16 protein-coding genes are annotated in these 18,931 nt (G+C 71.5%); 12 read left to right on the top strand and 4 right to left on the bottom strand.

Annotation, left to right across the window (positions count from 1 at the left end; genetic code table 11):
* Positions 1-6: 6 nt before the first annotated feature.
* The 3 genes from eccD to ACWCXH_RS20610 all read right to left on the bottom strand — a co-directional run bounded on the left by eccD (position 7) and on the right by ACWCXH_RS20610 (position 7,359).
* The gene (gene eccD, locus ACWCXH_RS20620) at positions 7-1,401 is read right to left on the bottom strand and encodes a type VII secretion integral membrane protein EccD (RefSeq protein WP_449802875.1); all 1,395 of its coding nucleotides are present in this window, start codon (positions 1,399-1,401) and stop codon (positions 7-9) included.
* Positions 1,398-5,378, bottom strand: coding sequence for a type VII secretion protein EccCa (gene eccCa / locus ACWCXH_RS20615; protein WP_449802874.1), 3,981 nt, complete (start codon positions 5,376-5,378; stop codon positions 1,398-1,400). The genes eccD and eccCa overlap by 4 nt, the downstream gene beginning before the upstream one ends.
* A gap of 1,024 nt (positions 5,379-6,402) precedes the next feature.
* Complete coding sequence (locus ACWCXH_RS20610; protein ID WP_449802873.1) at positions 6,403-7,359, bottom strand: ScbA/BarX family gamma-butyrolactone biosynthesis protein; 957 nt, start codon at positions 7,357-7,359, stop codon at positions 6,403-6,405.
* A gap of 75 nt (positions 7,360-7,434) precedes the next feature.
* Between ACWCXH_RS20610 and ACWCXH_RS20605 the strand changes: the two genes are divergently transcribed.
* Both ACWCXH_RS20605 and ACWCXH_RS20600 read left to right on the top strand, forming a co-directional pair.
* Complete coding sequence (locus ACWCXH_RS20605) at positions 7,435-8,124, top strand: ScbR family autoregulator-binding transcription factor (RefSeq protein WP_449802872.1); 690 nt, start codon at positions 7,435-7,437, stop codon at positions 8,122-8,124.
* A 627-nt stretch (positions 8,125-8,751) separates the two neighbouring features.
* Entirely contained in the window at positions 8,752-9,327 is a 576-nt protein-coding gene (locus ACWCXH_RS20600; protein WP_449802871.1) for a helix-turn-helix transcriptional regulator, read from the top strand.
* A 72-nt stretch (positions 9,328-9,399) separates the two neighbouring features.
* Here ACWCXH_RS20600 and ACWCXH_RS20595 read toward each other — a convergent pair whose 3' ends face one another.
* Positions 9,400-10,377: an aldo/keto reductase gene (locus ACWCXH_RS20595; protein ID WP_449802981.1), complete on the bottom strand. Its 978-nt coding sequence runs from the start codon at positions 10,375-10,377 to the stop codon at positions 9,400-9,402.
* Positions 10,378-10,798: 421 nt separating this feature from the next.
* Between ACWCXH_RS20595 and ACWCXH_RS20590 the strand changes: the two genes are divergently transcribed.
* From ACWCXH_RS20590 to ACWCXH_RS20545, 10 genes are all read left to right on the top strand, one after another.
* Positions 10,799-11,266 (top strand): PaaI family thioesterase, encoded by a 468-nt coding sequence (locus tag ACWCXH_RS20590; protein ID WP_449802870.1) that lies wholly within the window; start codon positions 10,799-10,801, stop codon positions 11,264-11,266.
* A complete protein-coding gene (locus ACWCXH_RS20585) occupies positions 11,266-12,300 on the top strand; it encodes an AvrD family protein (RefSeq protein WP_449802869.1) in 1,035 nt (344 codons plus the stop codon). Before ACWCXH_RS20590 ends, ACWCXH_RS20585 begins: the two co-directional genes overlap by 1 nt.
* Entirely contained in the window at positions 12,297-13,298 is a 1,002-nt protein-coding gene (locus ACWCXH_RS20580; protein ID WP_449802868.1) for a beta-ketoacyl-ACP synthase III, read from the top strand. The genes ACWCXH_RS20585 and ACWCXH_RS20580 overlap by 4 nt, the downstream gene beginning before the upstream one ends.
* Positions 13,299-13,356: 58 nt before the next feature.
* A complete protein-coding gene (locus ACWCXH_RS20575; protein ID WP_449802867.1) occupies positions 13,357-13,599 on the top strand; it encodes an acyl carrier protein in 243 nt (80 codons plus the stop codon).
* A gap of 11 nt (positions 13,600-13,610) precedes the next feature.
* Positions 13,611-14,267 (top strand): histidine phosphatase family protein, encoded by a 657-nt coding sequence (locus ACWCXH_RS20570; RefSeq protein ID WP_449802866.1) that lies wholly within the window; start codon positions 13,611-13,613, stop codon positions 14,265-14,267.
* Positions 14,264-14,557, top strand: coding sequence for a putative quinol monooxygenase (locus ACWCXH_RS20565; protein WP_449802865.1), 294 nt, complete (start codon positions 14,264-14,266; stop codon positions 14,555-14,557). The genes ACWCXH_RS20570 and ACWCXH_RS20565 overlap by 4 nt, the downstream gene beginning before the upstream one ends.
* 3 nt (positions 14,558-14,560) lie before the next feature.
* Positions 14,561-16,126 (top strand): FAD-dependent monooxygenase, encoded by a 1,566-nt coding sequence (locus ACWCXH_RS20560; protein ID WP_449802864.1) that lies wholly within the window; start codon positions 14,561-14,563, stop codon positions 16,124-16,126.
* A 43-nt stretch (positions 16,127-16,169) separates the two neighbouring features.
* Positions 16,170-16,709, top strand: a complete 540-nt coding sequence (locus ACWCXH_RS20555) for a carboxymuconolactone decarboxylase family protein (RefSeq protein ID WP_449802863.1) — start codon at positions 16,170-16,172, stop codon at positions 16,707-16,709.
* Positions 16,710-16,737: 28 nt separating this feature from the next.
* Positions 16,738-17,718: an aldo/keto reductase gene (locus tag ACWCXH_RS20550; protein ID WP_449802862.1), complete on the top strand. Its 981-nt coding sequence runs from the start codon at positions 16,738-16,740 to the stop codon at positions 17,716-17,718.
* Positions 17,719-17,880: 162 nt separating this feature from the next.
* Positions 17,881-18,831 (top strand): 3-oxoacyl-ACP synthase III family protein, encoded by a 951-nt coding sequence (locus ACWCXH_RS20545; protein ID WP_449802861.1) that lies wholly within the window; start codon positions 17,881-17,883, stop codon positions 18,829-18,831.
* Positions 18,832-18,931 lie beyond the last annotated feature (100 nt).

The raw sequence follows: 18,931 nt of genomic DNA, 5'->3' as shown, positions 1-18,931 counted from the left end.
GTCCCCTCAGCTGAACAGCAGCCGGACGGCGGCGTAGAGGTGGACGGTCTGCACGAGCAGCGGGAGGAGGGCCAGCGAGGTGAGGAGTTCGAGGATGTCGCCGGTGTGACCCCACACCGGCAGCGGACGGCTGTTCGGCAGGCGCCGGGCGGCGAGCAGCAGCAGCGTGGCGGACGTGAGCAGCAGCGCGAGCACGGCGAGCCGCGGCCCGTCCCCGGCGGCGGCCACGCGCACCAGGAGCAGCACGATCAGACCGGTGGCTCCGGACAGCACCGCGGACACCCGCTGCACCGTGCCGGTCAGGCCGCGGGCGCGCAGCAGCACCGCCGCGGCGAAGACCAGCGGCACCAACCAGCCGGTCCAGTCGGGCCGGTGGGCCAGGTACCAGAAGCCGGCCGTGTGGACCAGGGCGCCCGCCAGGCCGAGCGCGTCGAGGCACGCGGTGGCGGTGGCCACCCGGCGTTCGACCCGCTCCTGCGGCTCGGGCTCGATGTCCTCCTGCAACTCCTCCGCGTTGTTGGGTAGTTGCGGGGCGCGCAGCCGGGCCACCCGGAGTACCGCGCGCGGGCCGAAGTGGCCGAGCACGAACATCGCCCCGGCCGTCATGCCGGCGGCCTGCTCGGCGCTCCAGTGCGCCAGTTCGACGAGGGCCGCCGCGCCGGTCGCCGAAAGGGCGGTCAGCAGGGCGGTGCCGGTGAGCGCGATCGGCAGCGCCCGTACGGCCAGCAGCACGGCCGACAACACGGTCACGCAGCCCGCGGCGATCAGCACGCCGGGCGCTCCCGGACGGGGTCCGCCGGACGTCAGCCCGGCGAGCGCGCCGAAGAGCAGGGCGGCGCCGCCGGTGATCACCGCGGCGGCGCGGTCCGCGACCAGCCGTCGAGCCGCCACGCTGCCGCCGGCCAGCGCCACGGCGAGTCCGCCCGCGCAGGCCGCGGTGAGCGTGCCCGGCCCGTTGCCGAGCAGGGCCGCCGCCAGGGCGAGCAGCGTCAGCCCGGCCAGGGCGAGTGCCAGCCGGCGGGTGGACCGCGGCTGCCAGCGGTCGGCCTGCCCGCCGACCACGTGGGCCACGCCGTCGGCGAGGTCGTCGAACTGCAGCGCGGGCAGCGCCGTTTCGGCCGGACGGAGGTGGAGCACGTCGCCGTCGTGCAGGCCGAGGGTCTGCGCGGTGCCGGCCGGATCGAGCGGATCCTCGCCGAGCCGTTGCAGGACCCAGGCGGTGCCGGGCTCCGCCGACCGCCCCGGCAGGGCGTCCAGCAGGACGGACTGCAGGGCGGCGACGCTGAGCGTGACGGGGATCGCGAGGTCGCTCCGGCCGGCCGGACCGTCCACGGTGATCCGGCACACCTCGGGGACGGCGAACGGCTCGCGGAGTGCGGTGGTGCGGGCTGCGGGGGTCATGGGGCGGTCACCAATCCGGTCTGGACGAGCCGGACGGACCGGCGGGTGACGAGTTGGGCGCGTCCGGCGGGCAGCGTGCGCGGTTTCGCCTCGCCGAGGAACTTGCCCTCCTCCTTCGGGTAGGAGAACAACAGGGCCGGATTGCCGAGCTCCCACAGGTGGCGCAGCACCGGGTCCATCATGGCGCGCATGGCACCGGAGGTGCTGCGTGCGATCACCATGTGCATCCCGATGGCGGGGCCCTGCGACAGCAGCGGCACCAGCGGGGCCAGCGCCGGGGGTTGGCCGGTTGTGCCGGCGAGCAGGTCGTAGTCGTCGATGACGACGAAGAGCAGCGGGCCGCTCCACCAGTCGCGCCGGGCGAGTTGCTCCGGGGTGATGTCGGGCCCGGGGACGCGCTTGCCGAGCGAGACGACCGTGTTCTTGGCGAGGAGCCCGAGCGACTCCCGGTCCACCACGTAGCCGACCCGGTACTCCTCGGGGACCATGGCGAGCAGCCCGCGTCCGGGGTCGGCGAGCGCGATCCGCGCCTGGTCGGGGGTGTACCGGTCGGTGATGGCCCGGATCGCCAGCCGCAGCGCGTTGGTCTTGCCGGTCTCGTCGTCCCCGAAGACCATCAGGTGCCCGTTCGCCGAGAAGTCGTGCCAGACGGGCTCCAGCCGCTGCTCGTCCAGGCCCAGGCAGATCCGCACGTCCCCTTCGGCGGCCGGGAGTTGCTCGACCGGAAGCCGGCTGGGCAGCAGCCGCACGCCGGGCGCCGACGGGCCGGTCCAGAAGGTGCCGATCTCCGCGACCGCCGACTTGGTGGCCTGGGTGAGGTCGGTGGTCGCCGAGGAGCTGTCCAACCGGGGCAGCGCGGCCAGGAAGTGGTAGCCGGACGCCGACAGCCCCCGGCCCGGCTGGTGCGGGACGGCCGCGGCGATCCGGGTGCCCACCTCGGACTCCAGCGCGTCACCGAGGCGCAGCTCGAACTTGGTGCCCAGCATGTCGCGCAGCCGGGGCCGGATCTCCGACCAGCGCACGGCCGAGGCGACCAGGTGGACGCCGAACGACAGGCCGCGCACCGCGAGTTCCATGACCCGGGGCTCCAGGTCCTCGAAGTCCTGGCGCAGGGTGAACCAGCCGTCCACCACCAGGAAGACGTCGCCGTACGGGTCGTCCACCTGGCGCAGCGCGCGCAGCCGCCGGTACGCGGCCATCGACTCCAGGCCGCGCTCGGTGAACTCCCGCTCCCTGCGCTCCAGCAGCTGGGTGAGCTCGGCGATGGTGCGCAGCACCCGGTCGCGTTCCAGCCTCGTCGCCACCGAGCCGACGTGCGGCAGGCCGGCGATGGAGACCAGGCCCCCGCCGCCGAAGTCCAGCCCGTAGAACTGGACCTCCTCCGGGGTGTGGGTGAGCGCGAGCGCCAGGACCAGGGTGCGCAGCAGGGTGGACTTGCCGGTCTGCGGCGCCCCGACCAGGCCCACGTGGCCGTCCGCGCCGGACAGGTCGGCCAGCAGGAGCTCGCGGGACTGCTCGAACGGCCGGTCCACGGTGCCGAGCGGGACGGTGAGCCGCCCCACCCCCGGGTGGTCCGCCGCGCTCATGCCGCGCACCGGATCCGGCACGATGCCGGGCAACAGCTGGTCCAGGCTGGACGGTTCGGTGAGCGGCGGCAGCCAGACCTGGCGGGCGGGCGGGCCGCTCTCCTCCAAGCGGTCGACCAGCACCTCCAGCAGGCTCTCGGTGTCGTGCGACTCGCCGGCCTCCCCGGCCCCCGCGGGGGCCTGCGGACCGGGCCGCAGGGTCTCCTCGGCCGGCTCGGGCTCGGAGAGCAGCGGCCCCTGCCGGTCCAGCGCGAACGCGGTCACCTCGTCGCGTGCCGTGGCCCGCAGTGCCGACTCCTCGTCCGGGCCCACCGGTTCCGGCGCCGGACCGGAGACGTACGCCGCCTTGAAGCGCACCAGGTTGGTGGTGTCCACCTTGAGGTAGCCGTGCCCGGGCGCCGACGGCAGCTCGTAGGCGGAGCCGACGCCGATCACGCTGCGGGACTCCATCGACGAGAAGGTGCGCAGGGCGATGCGGTAGGACAGGTGACCCTCCACCTTGTGGATGCGGGACTCGTCGAGCCGCTGCGAAGCCAGCAGCAGGTGCACGCCGAGGCTGCGCCCGAGCCGTCCGATCGAGACGAAGAGGTCGACGAACTCTGGCTTGCTGGACAGGAGTTCGGAGAACTCGTCGACGATGATCAGCAGCGACGGCAGCGGGGCCAGGTCGGCGCCGGCGTTCCGCGCCTTCTCGTACTCGAACAGCGAGGAGTGGCCGGAGTCCCGGAGCAGCTCCTGACGGCGGATCATCTCGCCGTTGATGGAGTCCCGCATCCGGTCGACCAGGTGGATCTCGTCGGCGAGGTTGGTGATGACGGCGGAGGTGTGCGGCAGCCGGTCGAGGCCCAGGAAGGTGGCGCCGCCCTTGAAGTCCACCAGCACCAGGTTGAGCACCTCGGACGAGTGCGTGGCGGCCAGACCGACGACCAACGTGCGCAGGAGCTCGCTCTTGCCGGAACCGGTGGCGCCGATCAGCAGCCCGTGCGGGCCCATGCCGCCCTGCGCCGACTCCTTGAGGTCGATCTCCACCACCTCGCCCTCGTCCGTCACGCCCAGCGGCACCCGCAGCCGGGCGGCCTGCGCCTGCCGCGGCCCCCAGAGCGTGGGCACGTCGAAGCGGTACGGGTCCCGTACGCCGAGCAGGGTGGTGAGCTCCAGGTCCTGCTCCAGCGGGCGGTCGACCAGGTCGACGGCGCCGCCGGTGCGCCGCGGCGCGAGCACCCGGGCCAGGGTCTCCGCCTCGGCCGGCAGCAGCGCGTCCGCCGTCGCGGTCACCGTGTCCGTGCCGGAGGGGAACTCCACCCGGCGGCCGTGCAGGCTCAGCCGCAGCACCTCGGGCCCGCCGGTCATCGCCCCCGTGGCGTCCAGCAGCACCAGGTTGCGCAGGCCGCCGTGGAGCAGCCTGGAGGTCTCCGGCAGCCGGACGCCCTGGGCGACGACCACCACGAACGGTTCGGCGATGCCGGGGGAGGCGGTCGGATCGTGGTCCGGCCGGTCGGTGACGTCGGGGCCGAGCAGCTCCAGCAGCGCGTCGTGGTCCCCCGCCGCCAGTCGGACCGCACCGGCCGCGTCCTGCTGCGTCGGGTGCGCGTTGTGCGGCAGCCACTTCAGCCAGTCCCACTCCGCGCGGCCGGCCGGATCGGCCAGCAGCGCGATCCGTAGCTCGTCCGGCGAGTGCAGGACCGCCAGTTGGGCCACCATCGCCCGCAGGAGGCCGAGGGCCGGCTCGCCCTCGCCCGCGAACTCCACACTGGTGAACCGCCGCAGTGCCAGCGGGACGGGGAGCCGGCGGACGGTCTGGTGCGCCTTGGTGAACCGCCGCAGCGACACCGCCGCCAGCGGCTCCAGGTCCTCCACCGGTTTGGTCTGGGGTGGCACGAACTCCAGCGCGGCGCGCCGCAGTCCGAGCCCGATCCGGACCCGCCCGAAGTCCTCGTGGCTGGGACGCCGCTCCCACAGCCGCGGGCCGCGGGCCAGCGCCCACAGCTCGCCGGGCTCCGGGTTGTCCCACAACAGCGCGGCCCGCTGCCGGCTCGCCGCCTGCTGCGCCTGCCGCCGCTTCTGCGCCAAGTACCTGAGGTAGTCCCGGCGTTCGGCGCGCAACCGGCGCCGCCGCTCGCCGCTGGAGCGTCCGAGCTGGGTGAGCGTCATGCTCACCATCGCGACGCCCATCATCCCGGACATCAGGTAGGTGGTCGGACCGGCGGAGCGCATGGAGAACATCAGCACCATGGCACCCGCGCCCAGACCCATCGGCAGGTACATCATCGCGGTGCCGAAATCCAACCCGGCGGGCTCGCCCAGAACCGGCGGCTCGGCGAGTTCGATCTCGCCCTCCGGCATGGCAGGACTTTCGGCGCGCGCGGCGCGCTTGACTTGGAAGTTGCTCAAGGGAGTTCGCATTCCTTCGTGCGTCGGCACGACAAATCGCATCAGGGACTCTAGGGGCGTTGACGGGGCCCTGTAAATGCGATCCGGACGCCGATCCGCCGTTCACCGGCGTTTTTGCCCGTTCGGACATGACGTGCAGGTTAACGGAATTGACGAAAGCTCAGCTGGAGCTCAAAAGAACGAGGTCACGTCCGGTCGGCGAGCCCACCGCCACTCCCGGGTGGGCGATCCGGGCATCACTCGGGCAGGATTCCGGTAATTCGGAACGGGTCACCGGCCCCCGGCTGCCGGGCAGGTCGGGCTAATCGGGCAGCCGGTCCGGTTTGTTCCCGATTGGGCGCCGGGAGTCCGCCTTCCCGCTGGTGAACCGGCCTGTCGCTGCCCCGCTCGCGACGGGCCGGACGCAGTCGGTCCGCACCCTCCGGTGGCGCCCGACGGGCCTTTCGGGCCCGGACGGCTCCGGTCCGGGCGCCCGACCCGCCGATCCCGCGTCGCCCGAATGCCGAACTCCCGGCGGCGGGGCCCGGGTTCGCCGCCGCCGGACGCCTCGCGCAATGAGGCGCGCCCGCCCGCGGTCCGGGGATTCCGGCGATTACCGGGCAACCGGGTTCGGCGGCCGGGATTCAACGGAATGTCCGACGTATACGCCTGAAATGAAATGCGCCAGCAGCCCGGCGATACCTCGGGCCGGCGCGGGCGATCGGCGCGCGGGGGTGCGGGCCGCCGAACCGGCCTTTCGAGGGGTGGCGTGCCGGGACGGGCACACCGCCACGGCCGCTCCGGCCGAGCCCGCGACGGCGGGTGGTCGTTCGCCGCGGCGACGGGGCCGGAGTGACCTCCAGGTCGATGACGGCGCGGAGGAAGTCCGCCGCCGGACGTTGCAGCGTGTGGGCACAGGTGCTGCCGTTGGTGCGGTGACGGGCCCACGGCATGGTCTGGTGTGTGATCGCCTTGACGGCGGCCCGGATCGGAGGTATCGGACCGCCGTCGACTGCCAGGTGGTCAACGGGGGCGGTTCACCGGCTCACGCTGTGCCGACATCCGAGGTGAAGCAGAGCCGGTCGTGTTGCTCGGCGGTGACCCGGATCAGTGCGGGCGACTCGACCCAAGCCGTGATTCGGCACGGGGCGTCGAGGTCCACGTAGCGATGGAAGGTGGCGGACATGGTCAGCGGCAGGGCCGGTACTGGGTGCCGTACAGCCTGGGTAGCCTGCCGGGCGGCCTCCAGCAGCAGCATGCCGGGAACGTGGTCGACCGGGTGGTCGAAGTATTTCCGGTGGGCGGTGTCCACGCGAAGCCACCAGCTGCCGGCGCTGGTTCCCAAGAAATCGGACATTTCGCCGACTATTCGTTCCGATATGTCCTCGTGATGGATTTCGGAAAGTACCACGTCGGCCTGGGCCGGGCGTCCGGTGCTGGTTGCAGGAATTCCCGCAGGAGTCGGCGGTGCGGCTGCCATCGCACGCATGCGGTCGGAATTTGCCCCGCGTAGCCGCAGGTAGACTGCGGGTGCCTGGACGGTGAACCGGGAGGTGGCCGAGGCGAGTCGAATTCCGTCTCGCAGGACGTCCACGTTCATCGTCATGCCGGCCAGCCCGGTTCTCCTGTGGACGAGGTCGGAGCAGGCCACGCGCAGCTCCAGCGCGATTGGTCCGTTGCCGGCCCGCAGCACCGCCGGATCCAGGTCGTACCGGTAGTGCTCCCAGACCAAATGGTGGTCGAAGGGTGTGTCGTATCCCACATGGCAGATCAGCGGGAAGAGTTGACGGATCGTCTCGGTGAGGAGTAAGGAATCGAAGTTGCCGTCGGCCGATCGGTAGAATGGCCGATCGGCAGGCCAGTGTGCGGTCACCGAGAACGTGTCGGGTTCGGTCCGGCGCCACGTCGTGAGGAAGACTTCGCCCGAATCCAGCTTGTGGACGAGCTTTCGGTTGATGGGGTGGTGGGCGGTCGGCTCCAAGAGGATCTCAATATCGGACATGGTGGTGCACTTTCCTTCTTTCGATGCTCTTTCGGTTGCGCATCCGGAATGGTGGACGGGTGTCGAATATATCGAATGATGGTTCAGATCGGTGCTCGGGTGTTTTCTTCTCGAAGTGAGACTGGAGAGACGTCAATGGTGGGCAGACAGCAACGTGCGGTTCGCACCCGGGAGCTCATTCTGGAGGCGGCGGCGGAGGTGTTTGACGAATCCGGCTTCGCCGGTGGCTCGATCACGAGGATCACGGAACGTGCTGCGACGACTCAGGGGGCGATCTACTTCCACTTCAAGTCCAAGGAGGGGCTGGCGCGGGCGGTGATCATGTATCAGGCGGCCCATCTGAAGGGGCTGCCCCAGAAGCCCAATGGCCTCCAGCAGCTGATCGACCTCACCTTCTACCTCGCCTATGAACTCCAGCGGGATGTGGTGTTCCGGGCCGGTGTGCGGCTGGCGGTCGAGCAGGGCGAGTCCGGGCTGTCCGAGTACTCGATCTACCAGGAGTGGATCGAGTGCTTCCGTGCCGAGCTGACCGCGGCCCGGGCGGCGGGCGAGTTGCTGCCCGAGGCGGAGGAGGGCGTCTTCGCTGCCGTCCTGGTGGCGGGGTTCACCGGTTCCCAGGTGATGTCGCAGATTGCGAGCGGCCGGGTGGACCTGCCGGAGCGGATCGCCAATCTTTGGCGTTGCCTGCTGCCCGGCATCGCGATGCCGGGGTCGCGCGACAAGTTGGTGGTGGACGCCGAGCGATGCCGGGGGCGGTCGTGCTGACCCGCGTCGCACTCACGGGGGCACCGGCTTCATCGGCTCGGCCGTGCTGCGGGTCCTCGCCAACGGCGGTGCGCGCGTGCGCGCTCTGGCCCGTCGGGTGCCGGAGAGTGGCGGACGAGCGGACTGGGTGAGCGGCGACCTCGCTGCCCCGCTGGACCGGGACCGTTGGCCCGGATCGCAGCCGCGGCCCCCTGGTGTCGGGAGGCGTTGGGCCGGTCCTGAGCTGGCCATTCCCCCCTGGCGCATTGTGATCGCCATCACACAAAAACAATGAGAACGTTCTGTATTCTCGCTGGCGGAGTCGGCCCGGGTGGCGGGCGGGGGAGTAGTGCAACCGGAAGGCCGGGACGTCATGTGTTCCTCCAACTTGGCCACTCGAATGTGACAGGGGGAGCGATGGGTGCGTCTGAGGTCCAGGTACTGGCTGGGCCCAACGATCGAGTTCCCGGGAGCGGTCTGCGCGAGCCGGCCGCCGGCGGGGATGCAGCGACTGTCAGCAGCTGGAAGGCGCCGTCGCGGAATGGTCGGAGTGTCCCGTCGCAGCCCCCGGCTCCGGGCGGGCCCGTGCGGAGTCCCGGCTGCCCGATCGGACTGCTCGATGGGCTCGGTGCGCTGGCCAGACGGGCCGTGCGCGAGATCCTGCTGGTGCTGCCGAGTGCGCCGGTCGACCCTCGGCTCCGCGCCCGCCTCGAACTCCTGGGCGCGGAACTGGTCGGCCGTGGGGTGCGGGTCCGTGCGCTCGGCCCCGAGAACCTGGACGATCCCGCCTGTGGTGGCAGTGCCGAGCGGATGGCGGCCCTCGGCGTGGAACTCTTGGCCGTGCCGCAGCCGCCGCTGTGGATGGCTGTCGCTGACCGGGACGCGGCGATCGTCCCGACCGACCCGCTCGTCGAGCAGGCCGGCTGGGTCTTCCTTCGCGGAGTGGCCCCGGTGGCCGCATGCCGATTGCTCTTCGAACAACTCTGGGACCAAGGAAGGGAGTTGGGGCGATCGGGTGATTCGGGGGTCGACTGCGGGCCGGACCGTCGGGAGCGTGAGGTCCTGCGGCTGCTGGCCGAAGGACTGACCGACGCGGCCATTGCCGCGCGCACCGGGCTCTCCGTGCGCACCAACCGACGGACCATCGCCGACCTGATGGCCAGACTCGGCGCCCGCAGCCGCTTTCAGGCCGGCGCCGAAGCGGCCCGGCGGACATGGGTCTGACGGATCGCCGGTTCCGTCGGACGAGGTCGTCCGGTCGGGGCGGAGGCAGGCGGTTCGCCCCGACCGCGCCCCTCAGAGACCGGTCCGGGCGAGGTCCTGCTCGGCGTAACGCGCCCCCGTGGCCGGCGTCAGTGCGTCGAGCCGCGCCAGTTGGGCCGGAGTCAGCGTGACGGTGGCGGCAGCCGCGTTCTCCTCCGCCCGGGCACTGCGCCTGGTTCCGGGGATCGGCGCGATGTCCTCCCCCTGGGCCAACAGCCAGGCGAGCGCGACCTGGGCCGCCGTCGCCCCAGCCTCCGCGGCCACTTGCTCCACCTCGTCCACAATGCGCAGGTTGGCCTCGAGGTTCTCCCCGGCGAACCGGGGGGTTGTCAATCGGAAGTCGCTGGCGTCAAGTTGGCTCGTCGAGCGAATCGCTCCGGTGAGGAAGCCGCGACCGAGCGGCGAGTACGCGACCAGTCCGATGCCGAGCTCGCGCAGCAACGGCAGTAGATCTGCCTCCGGGTCCCTGGTCCACAGTGAGTACTCGGTCTGCACCGCCGTCACCGGGTGCACCGCGTGAGCACGCCGGATGGTTTCCGGGCCGGCCTCGGACAGGCCGATGTGCCGCACCTTGCCCTCACGGACCAGCTCGGCAACCGCGCCGATGGTCTCCTCGATCGGAGTGTCCGGGTCGACCCGGTGCTGGTAGTACAGGTCGATCCGGTCGGTGCCCAGTCGCCTCAGCGAACCTTCAACCGCGGTACGGACGTTGGCGGGAGAGCTGTCGAGCACGTTCGGGCCGGCGCCGCCGTGCGAGACCAGGCCGAATTTGGTGGCCAGCACCACCTCGTCACGCCGCCCCGCGATCGCCCGACCGACCAGCTCCTCGTTCACGAATGGACCGTAGATCTCCGCGGTGTCCAGGAAGTTCACCCCGAGGTCGAGTGCACGTCGGATCGTTCGCACCGATTCCGCGTCGTCGTCGCCGGCGCCGGTGTAGTAGTCCGACATCGACATCGCGCCGAGGCCTATGCGGGACACCTCAAGCGCGCCCAGAGAAATGTGTTGCATGGAGGGCAAAACCATCCCTTCGTGAACGGATAGCGGCGAGACGGGTGTTCCGCCCGCTCCCGCCCGGTTCTGACGGCAGCAGATAACCACAGCCGACGACCGTGCACCAAACCAGGTCTGAGGCTCCGTCATGCCGATCGGGCCACCCGGCTGCCGTTCGGCTTCGAGGGGTGTGCCAGCAGGTCCGGAGCGGTGTGTGGCAGCTATCGGCCACACACTTGTTCGCTTCCTGTCGGTCGTGTTGACTCGGAGTCGTTCAATTCCGCAGCGCCGGTCCGGCGGTCGGATTCGCGGGCAGTGTCGCCCTTGTCGAACCGTGCCGACCACGCAGCGCCGCCGAATTTCCAGAATCCTCCAATCCAGCAGAGCGGTCTGTTCCCGCCGTTCCTGTGCCCGTGCCCGCGGGCGGAAGGATGTCGTGATGTCCCGCATGACGCTCGGGCCAGTTCCCGTCGAAGCCGATTACGAACTCGAACAGCTCACCCAGCGCATGGGAATCGAAATCCACACCTGTGAACCCGGCCTGGTGACCGGCACGATGCCCGTCGCCGGCAACCGCCAGCCCATCGGCATCCTGCACGGTGGCGCCAACGCGGTGCTGGCCGAGACCCTCGGCTCGCTGGCCGCACTGGTGTACGCCGGACCGGACGGAAGCGCGGTCGGTCTCGATCTCTCCTGCACGCACCACCGCTGGGTCTCCTCCGGCACCCTGACCGGCGAGTGCCGGACGCTGTACGAACGGGAGTCGGTGGCCTCGTACCAGATCGCCATCACCGACGACTCCGGACAGCGAACGTGTACCGCACTGCTCACCTGTGTCATCCGGCGCGGCGCCACCCGGCGCTGGGCCGGCCGGCCCCAGGACGCCCCCCGACGGACGGAGAACTGATGACGATCCAGGTCGCGAACACCACACTGGCCTCGGTCGACGACTACCTCGGCCCCGGCGACCGGCGCTTCTTCGGTCGGGGCTTCCGGCGGGTCCACTACGACCTGAGCCGGATCCGGGTCGTCCGCACCGCGGACGGCGTGGCCGGCGCCCGGGCCGTGGTCCGGGTCCGGTACCCGGCGGACTGGTCGCGCAAGGCCATCGGTGACCTCCGGCCGCACTTCAGCACCATCGACGGGCTGGTGCTCGCGGCGCAGCTCGCCGAACTCTGCCTGTCCGACCGACGCGGCGACGACCTGAGCGAGGCCTGGCTGCGCAAGGTGCGGATCACGGCGGGCAGCCGCCCGCAGGAGGACCTCGACCAGCTGGAGGCGGTCGCCACGCGCCGCCGACTGGAAGCGCTCGACGGTGCCCCCGGCTGGTCGGTCTCGGTGATCGACTGCAGCATCGGCACCATGCGGGTCCGCTGCGAACTGGTCCACCAGAGCGAGGATCCGCGCCCGGGCCAGTGGCAGTACGCGAACCCGGCCGAGGCTCTCGGGCCCGCCGCCGGCAGGTACTACGACCACGGCTTCACCACCCGCCGCCAGCTGATCCGCGAGGTCGCGGTGGACCAGGGCGCGCTCCTCGCCACCGCCCGGCTCGGCATCGAGCAGGAGGAGCCGGCGAGCCCGGCCCCACGAGGCCTGGAGTCGGGCCACGGCCCGTCGGTCACCATGGTCGATGCCTTCGTGACCGCGCTCCAGCTGGCCCAGGTGATGCTCTACGAGATGGACGGCGTCCGCCGTCAGGACAGCGACACCCTCTGGATGCGCCGGACCGTGATGACCGCGGTCGGCCCGCACCGCCCGTACGAGGGTGGAGTGCCCGTCACCACCGCCCTCACCGAACTCGACCTGCTCCGGCTGAACGGCGGCACCTGGCGCACCATGACCGTCGCCGCCGACACGGCCGGCATCGATCTTCGCTCCGCTGTCACCCACCGCCTCCCCGCCGGCCACCCGTTGACGGCCTCCGAGGCGGTGGCGCGATGACCCGCGCGGCCGTCCTCGCCGGTGTCGGTGCCACTGTGCCCCCGCGCGTGGTGACCAACGCCGAACTGGCGCAGCGTCTGGACACCTCGGACGAGTGGATCCGCACCCGTACCGGCATCGCCCAGCGGTATGTCGTCGAGCCCGGCATGACCACCGGCGATCTCGCCGTCGAGGCCGGACAGCGAGCCCTCAAGAGCGCGGGGACGACCGGTGTCGACCTGGTGGTGCTCGCCACCACGACCCCCGACCGGCTTTGCCCGGCCACAGCTCCCTCGGTGGCCACCCGGATCGGCCTGGTCGGCGTGCCGGCCTTCGACGTCGCGGCGGTCTGCTCCGGCTTCCTCTATGCCCTGCAGGCCGGCGTGGCCGCCATCTCCGCCCGCCACGCCGCGAGTGTGCTGGTCATCGGCGCCGAGACTTTCAGCACCATCCTCGACCCCGAGGACCGCTCCACCAGGGCCATCTTCGGCGACGGCGCCGGTGCCGTGGTCCTGCGTGCCGGGCAGCCGGACGAACCGGGCGCGGTCCGGCAGATCCGGCTCGGCAGCGACGGCAGCATGGCCGACCTGATCACCGTCCGCGGCGGCGGATCCGAGGAGCGCACCAGCGGCCGGCCGCCCCGCCAGGAGGACGCCTACTTCCGGATGGACGGGAAGTCGGTGTTCTTCACCGCCGTGCGCCGGATGACCGAATCCTCCCTGGACGTCCTTGCACGGACCGGGTGGCAGGTCGCCGATGTCGACCGGATCGTCGCCCACCAGGCCAACGTCCGGATCATCCATGCCGTCGCCGACCAACTCGGCGTTCCCGCCGACCGGGCCGTCCTCAACATCGACCGGGTCGGCAACACCTCCGCCGCCTCCATCCCGCTCGCCCTCGCGGACGGCGCCGTCGACGGTCGGCTCACGCCCGGCGACCGGGTGCTCCTGACCGCATTCGGCGGTGGCGCCACCTGGGGGTCGGCAACCCTCACCTGGCCCGCCGTCACCCCGGGTTGAGCCCGGCGGCAGCCCTCTGCACGACCGGCCACCACCCCTACGCACGAGGAGACCACGAATGACCCGGACCGTCACCGAGATGATTATCGAGATCCTGACCACCAAGTACCAGGTGCCCGCCGAGGAGGTCTCCCCGGAGGTCGCCTTCGACGAGCTCTCCGTGGACTCGCTCACCCTGCTGGAGATGTCCCTGATCCTGGAGAAGCGCCTCGGCATCGCCATCAAGGAGGGGGTCCTCGATGCCGGCCAGACCGTCGGCGAGGCCGCCGAGACGATCAGCTCGCTCGGCGCGGCCGCCTGAGGCCGACCGTCGTGCGCCTCGTCCTGCTCCGCCACGGTGAGACCGACCTCAACACCCGGAACCGTTTCCAGTCCCAGACCGACACCCCGCTCAACGCCGAAGGACGGCGTCAGGCCCGGGAGGTGGCCGAGCGGTTGACACCGGGCCGGTGGGCCGCCGTCCACGCGTCTCCGCTGGCACGGGCCGTGGAGACCGCCAGGCCCGCCGCCGAACGGCTCGGCCTGTCGCTGTCCACCCTCGACGGGCTGCGCGAACGGCACCTTGGCACGGTCGACGGCCTCGACCGTGCCCGCTACGCCGCCGAGAACCCGGATGCCATGCGCCGGCTGCTCGCCGATCCCGGCTACGGGCCGCCCGGCGGCGAGACCGGGGTCGAGGCCCACAGCCGCTTCGTCGCCGCATTGCGCGACCTCGTCGCGGCCGACCACGACGGACCCGTCCTGGTGGTCACCCACGGCGGCGTCCTGAACCTGCTGCGCGGTGGCCTGCCCGGCAGCGCGTACGGCGGGATGGTGGGCAACTGCCGAGCGGTCGGCCTTGACGCCGTTCTCACCCCGGACGGCGAGCTTCAGATCGAAGGGTGGCGTTGGGACGTCGCCCCGCACGAGTGCGAGGACGGCCCCGTTGCGGCGTCCCCGCTGCCCCCGAACGAAAGGACCCCGGCATGACCATTCAGATCGTCGTCACCTTCGACGTCGTTCCCGAGCGGCTGGAGCCGACCCTGGCCGCGTTCCAGGAGCTGGCCGAGCACACCCGCCGCGAGGAGGGCGCGCTGCGCTTCGACGTGTTCCGCTCGCAGGCCGAGGAGCACACGGTCGTGCTGGTCGAGGACTGGGCCGACCAGCACGCCATCGACCTGCACATGAAGGAGGAGTACACCGGGGCGTTCCTGGCCAAGGTCGACGGCGCTTTCCGCGCCCCGGCCCGGGTGCACCGGCTGGCCGAGATCGGCGGTTGAGCCATGGCGGAGGAGCACGGACAGCCGCGCGTGCTTGTGGTGGGCGCCGGGCCGGTCGGCATGGTACTCGCCTGTGAGCTGCTGCGCCACGGCGTCCAGGTCGAGGTGATCTCCAACGCCCGCCGGGAGAGCCCGCATTCGCGTGCCACCATCCTGTGGCCGAGGATCTTGGAGCTGCTCGACCGGGTGGGCGTGGGGGAGAAGCTGGTGGCGGCGGGCCACTACTTCGATCAGATGAACTACTACTCCAACAAGAAGATGATCGGCCTTGTTCGGTTTGACCGGCTGCGCGGCGTCGGCTACCCGTTCGCCATCACCATCCCGCAGTGGCGCACCGAGGCCGTGCTGGAGGAGCACCTCGAAGCCCTCGGCGGTACGGTCCGCTACGACCACGCCTTCGTCGAGGGCACTCAGTCCGCCGACGCTGTCCACTGCGTCCTGCGCGGACCCGACGGGGCGTCGACCACCCGGTCGTACGACTACGTGGTCGGTGCCGACGGCTACAACAGCACCGTCCGCCCGGCGTTCGGCTTCGAGTTCGCCGGCCGGACGATGCGTACCCGGCTGGCGATCACCGACGCCGAGCTGGTCGGCGAGACCACCAGCAGCGAGGCGGCCTACTACCTCACTCGCACCGGCAACATGGTGCTCGCCCCGCTCGGCGGCGGGATCTTCCGGGTGGGCGCCAGTGTGCCGGACGGCTACCAGGGCGAGCCGGACCGGGCATTCTTCGAGCGGCTGCTGTCCGAGCGGGTCCCCGGGGAGCGGCGGCTCGGGGAGATGAAGTTCAGCGGGGTCTTCACCGCGCACGTCCGGTCGGCGAGCACCTACCAGCGCGGCCGGGTGTTCCTGGTCGGCGACGCCGCCCACGCCATGAGCCCCTCCGGCGCGCAGGGCGTCAACACCGGCATCCAGGACGCCGTAAACCTCGGCTGGAAGCTCGCGGGCGTGCTGCGCGGCGACTACCGGCCCGGCCTGCTGGCCAGTTACGACCGGGAGCGTCGGCCCGCCGTCGAGACGGTGGCCGGGCTGTCGACCCGGCTGGCCCGGATCGGCCTGTTCAGCAAGCCGCACCAGGTCATCGGCCGGGACATCGCCTATCGGTTCGGCTCGGCCACCCAGCTCCTGGAACGCGTCCTGGCACCGAAGCTGGCCCAGGTCGACACCCACTACGGCCCGCGGCCCAAGCGCCGCGGCCTCGTCCCCGGCGAGCGGCTTCCGCTCGGCTGGCGGGCGTCCGCCGCCGCGCCGGTCCTCGCCGTCGACCGCTACACCGTCCTGCTCTGGCCCGGCCTGGAGTACCGGTACGACCGGTGGGTCCAGCTGGTCGAGCGGCTGGGCGAGGCCGTCGACCGCGCCGAGGTCACCGACCTCGGCGGCCGCCCGCCGGGCTCGCTGCCGGCCAAGTTGGGCGCGACGCCGTGCGCGCTCGTGGTCCGCCCGGACGGCCACCTGGACACGGTCGTCGACCTCGACGACCGCGAGCCCGAGGCCGCCGTCCGCGCCGTCGACCGGGCGCTGGACGACCGCCACGTGCCGAGCCCCGCCCGGGCCCTCGTCACCAGTTGAACAACCTGAACAACCGTTCACGCCGAGAGAGAAGAGAACCGAGATGACCGACCGCGTGACCCTCACCGACGTCGCCGACATGACCCCCGAGCAGCGCGAGGTGTACGAGAAATTCCAGTCCAACCTGACCCGGGCGCTGCTGCTCACCAAGGGCTCCGCCGGTCCGCACCTCGCCCTGGGCGGCTCGTTCACCGTCGGCCTGCTGAGCCTGCTGGACCGCGAGGTGATCGTGCTGCGGGTGGCGAAGCTGCGCGACAGCGAGTTCGAGCGCCTGCTGCACTACCCCCTGGCCGTCAAGGCCGGACTGACCGACGCCGAGATCGAGGCCGTCGAGGAGGGCCGGTTCGAGGAGATGCCGCCGTCCCGCGCCGCCCTGGTCCGCTACGTCGACGACTGCATCCTGCACCACAAGGCCGGCCACGACGCGTTCTGGGGCCTGCGCGAGCACTACTCGCAGAACGAGGTCGCCGAGGTGACCCACCTGGCCGGCCACAGCGCGATGACCGCGATGTTCCTGGCCAGCCTGGAGATCCCGCTCGACCAGGACATCGCCTCCTGGGGCCGCCTGACCGAAGTCAAGTGACCAGCCGCCACGTACGAGGAGAAGCAACGTGAAGTACGCACGGCTGGGCTCGTCCGGCCTCAAGGTGTCCCGGCTGGCGCTCGGATGCATGAGCTACGGCGAGCCCGGCCGGGGCACCCACCCCTGGTCGCTGCCGGAGGAGGAGAGCCTGCCGTTCATCGCCCAGGCCCTCGACCTCGGCGTCAACTTCTTCGACACGGCCAACGTCTACTCGCTGGGCACCAGCGAGGAGTACCTGGGCCGCGCCCTGAAGAAACTGGCCCGGCGTGAGGACGTCGTCATCGCCACCAAGGTGTACGAGGCGACGGGCCCGGGGCCGCTGTCCGGAGGTCTGTCCCGCAGCGCCATCATGCGTGAGCTGGACGCGAGCCTGCGCCGGCTCGGCACCGACTACCTCGACCTGTACATCATTCACCGCTGGGACTACGAGACGCCGATCGAGGAGACCATGGCGGCGCTGCATGACGCCGTCACCGCGGGCAAGGTCCGTTACCTCGGCGCGTCGTCCATGCACACCTGGCAGTTCGTCAAGGCCCAGTACACCGCGGACCTGAACGGGTGGACGCGGTTCGTCAGCATGCAGAACCACTACAACCTGATCAACCGCGAGGAGGAGCGGGAGATGATCCCGTTCTGCCTCGAGGAGGGCGTCGGCGTCACCCCGTGGTCGCCTCTGGCCCGCGGCCTGCTGACTCGGGACTGGGACGCGAGGTCCGCCCGGACGGCCGGCGACCCGGTCCAGGAGCGGTTCTACGGGCCGACCGAAGCGGCCGACCGGCGCGTCGCCCGGGCGGTCGCGGAGATCGCCGCCGAACGCGGGGTCCCGCGGGCCCGGATCGCGCTGGCCTGGCTGCTGCGCCAGCCCGCGGTCACCGCCCCGGTCATCGGCGCCACCGCGCCGCACCACCTGTCGGACGCGGTCGCCGCGCTCGACATCGAGCTCGACGACGCCGAACTCGCCCGGCTGGAAGACCCGTACGTTCCGCACGCGGTCGTCGAGTACGTCTGACCATCTCCCCCGGACGCCCGGGGCCCGGCCTCACCCCCGAACGGCCGGGCCCCGGGCCCCTTTTTGCCGCACGCCCTTCTGCCCGCACACCCTGAACGGCCGGGCGCGCGGGGGCGCCTCCCGCCCGAACCCGCCCAGCACGAAACCGAATCGGAGACCACCATGGGCATCACAGACTTCGCCCTCACCACCGGCAGCGGCAAGGTCACCGCCGAGCAGCTCGCCCGCGAATCCGGCTGCGACCCGGACAAGGTGAACGAGATCCTGCCCGCGGGCCGGCTCTCGGCGCTGGGGCCGGGCGAGAGCTCGTGGAGCCTCGGCCGGGACGCCGCCGCGAAGATCCTCGCCCGCAACGGGGTGTCCCCCGAGGACATCGGCCTGGTCATCTACGCGGGCTCCAGCGAGTGGGGGACCCCGTTCTGGTCGCCGGCCGCGAAGATCGCCCAGGAACTCGGCATCCTCCAGGCGCACTGCTATGAGGTGTCCAACTTCTGCAACGCCGCGCCCACCGCGATCCGGATCGCCGACGACCAGGTCAAGGCCGGGGCCTGCCGCTACGCGCTGGTCGTCGTCGCCGACCGGCTCAGCGAACTGGTCGACCGCCCGGGCGGCCTGGTCGAGCTCTTCAACTTCGCCGACGGCGCCGCAGCCGTCCTGGTGTCCGCCGAGAACCCGCGCTACGAGGTGCTGGGTTCGGCCAACCGCACCGACCCGACCTTCGTCGACCTCTACTACGGCGAGGTCCGGGAGAACCAGGTCAAGGTGTTCCGCAGGGCGGGCGGCGATGGCCTCGGCGAGGCGTTCATCACCAACTTCACCGCCCTGACCGACCAGGTGCTCACCGCCGTCGGCCGGGATCTGGCGGACGTGGCCTACCTGCTGGTCACCCACGGCAACCAGAACACCCAGCGGAAGCTCCTGGACACCCTCGGTCTGCCGCACGAGCGCAGCGTCTTCAACTACCACGTCGAGGGCCACCTCGGCGGCGCCGACCCGTTCCTTGCCCTGGAGGACCTGGAACGGGCGGGCCGCCTGAAGTCGGGCGACCTCGTGCTGATCGCCACCGCCGGCTCCGGGTTCACCTGGGGCGTCACCGCGCTCCAGGTGGTCTGAGGACGGCTCCGGGCCGTCCGGGGCCGACGAAGAAGCTCTCCGTCGACATCGCCGGGGAGGGCGCCGACTCGCTGGCCCGCGACGAGCGCCACCTCGTGGT

The sequence above is a fragment of the Kitasatospora sp. NPDC001660 genome (assembly GCF_053596725.1).
Note: the sequence above shows the minus strand (reverse complement) of the source record. Positions and strands in the feature narration are given on the sequence as shown.

Coding starts and splice junctions, on each gene's coding strand:
- ACWCXH_RS20545 (WP_449802861.1), top strand. CDS start 17,881: ATGGGCATCACAGACTTCGCCCTCACCACCGGCAGCGGCAAGGTCACC.
- ACWCXH_RS20590 (WP_449802870.1), top strand. CDS start 10,799: ATGTCCCGCATGACGCTCGGGCCAGTTCCCGTCGAAGCCGATTACGAA.
- ACWCXH_RS20595 (WP_449802981.1), bottom strand. CDS start 10,377: ATGCAACACATTTCTCTGGGCGCGCTTGAGGTGTCCCGCATAGGCCTC.
- ACWCXH_RS20610 (WP_449802873.1), bottom strand. CDS start 7,359: ATGTCCGATATTGAGATCCTCTTGGAGCCGACCGCCCACCACCCCATC.
- ACWCXH_RS20560 (WP_449802864.1), top strand. CDS start 14,561: ATGGCGGAGGAGCACGGACAGCCGCGCGTGCTTGTGGTGGGCGCCGGG.
- ACWCXH_RS20605 (WP_449802872.1), top strand. CDS start 7,435: ATGATGGTTCAGATCGGTGCTCGGGTGTTTTCTTCTCGAAGTGAGACT.
- ACWCXH_RS20580 (WP_449802868.1), top strand. CDS start 12,297: ATGACCCGCGCGGCCGTCCTCGCCGGTGTCGGTGCCACTGTGCCCCCG.
- eccD (WP_449802875.1), bottom strand. CDS start 1,401: ATGACCCCCGCAGCCCGCACCACCGCACTCCGCGAGCCGTTCGCCGTC.
- ACWCXH_RS20585 (WP_449802869.1), top strand. CDS start 11,266: ATGACGATCCAGGTCGCGAACACCACACTGGCCTCGGTCGACGACTAC.
- ACWCXH_RS20565 (WP_449802865.1), top strand. CDS start 14,264: ATGACCATTCAGATCGTCGTCACCTTCGACGTCGTTCCCGAGCGGCTG.
- ACWCXH_RS20555 (WP_449802863.1), top strand. CDS start 16,170: ATGACCGACCGCGTGACCCTCACCGACGTCGCCGACATGACCCCCGAG.
- ACWCXH_RS20575 (WP_449802867.1), top strand. CDS start 13,357: ATGACCCGGACCGTCACCGAGATGATTATCGAGATCCTGACCACCAAG.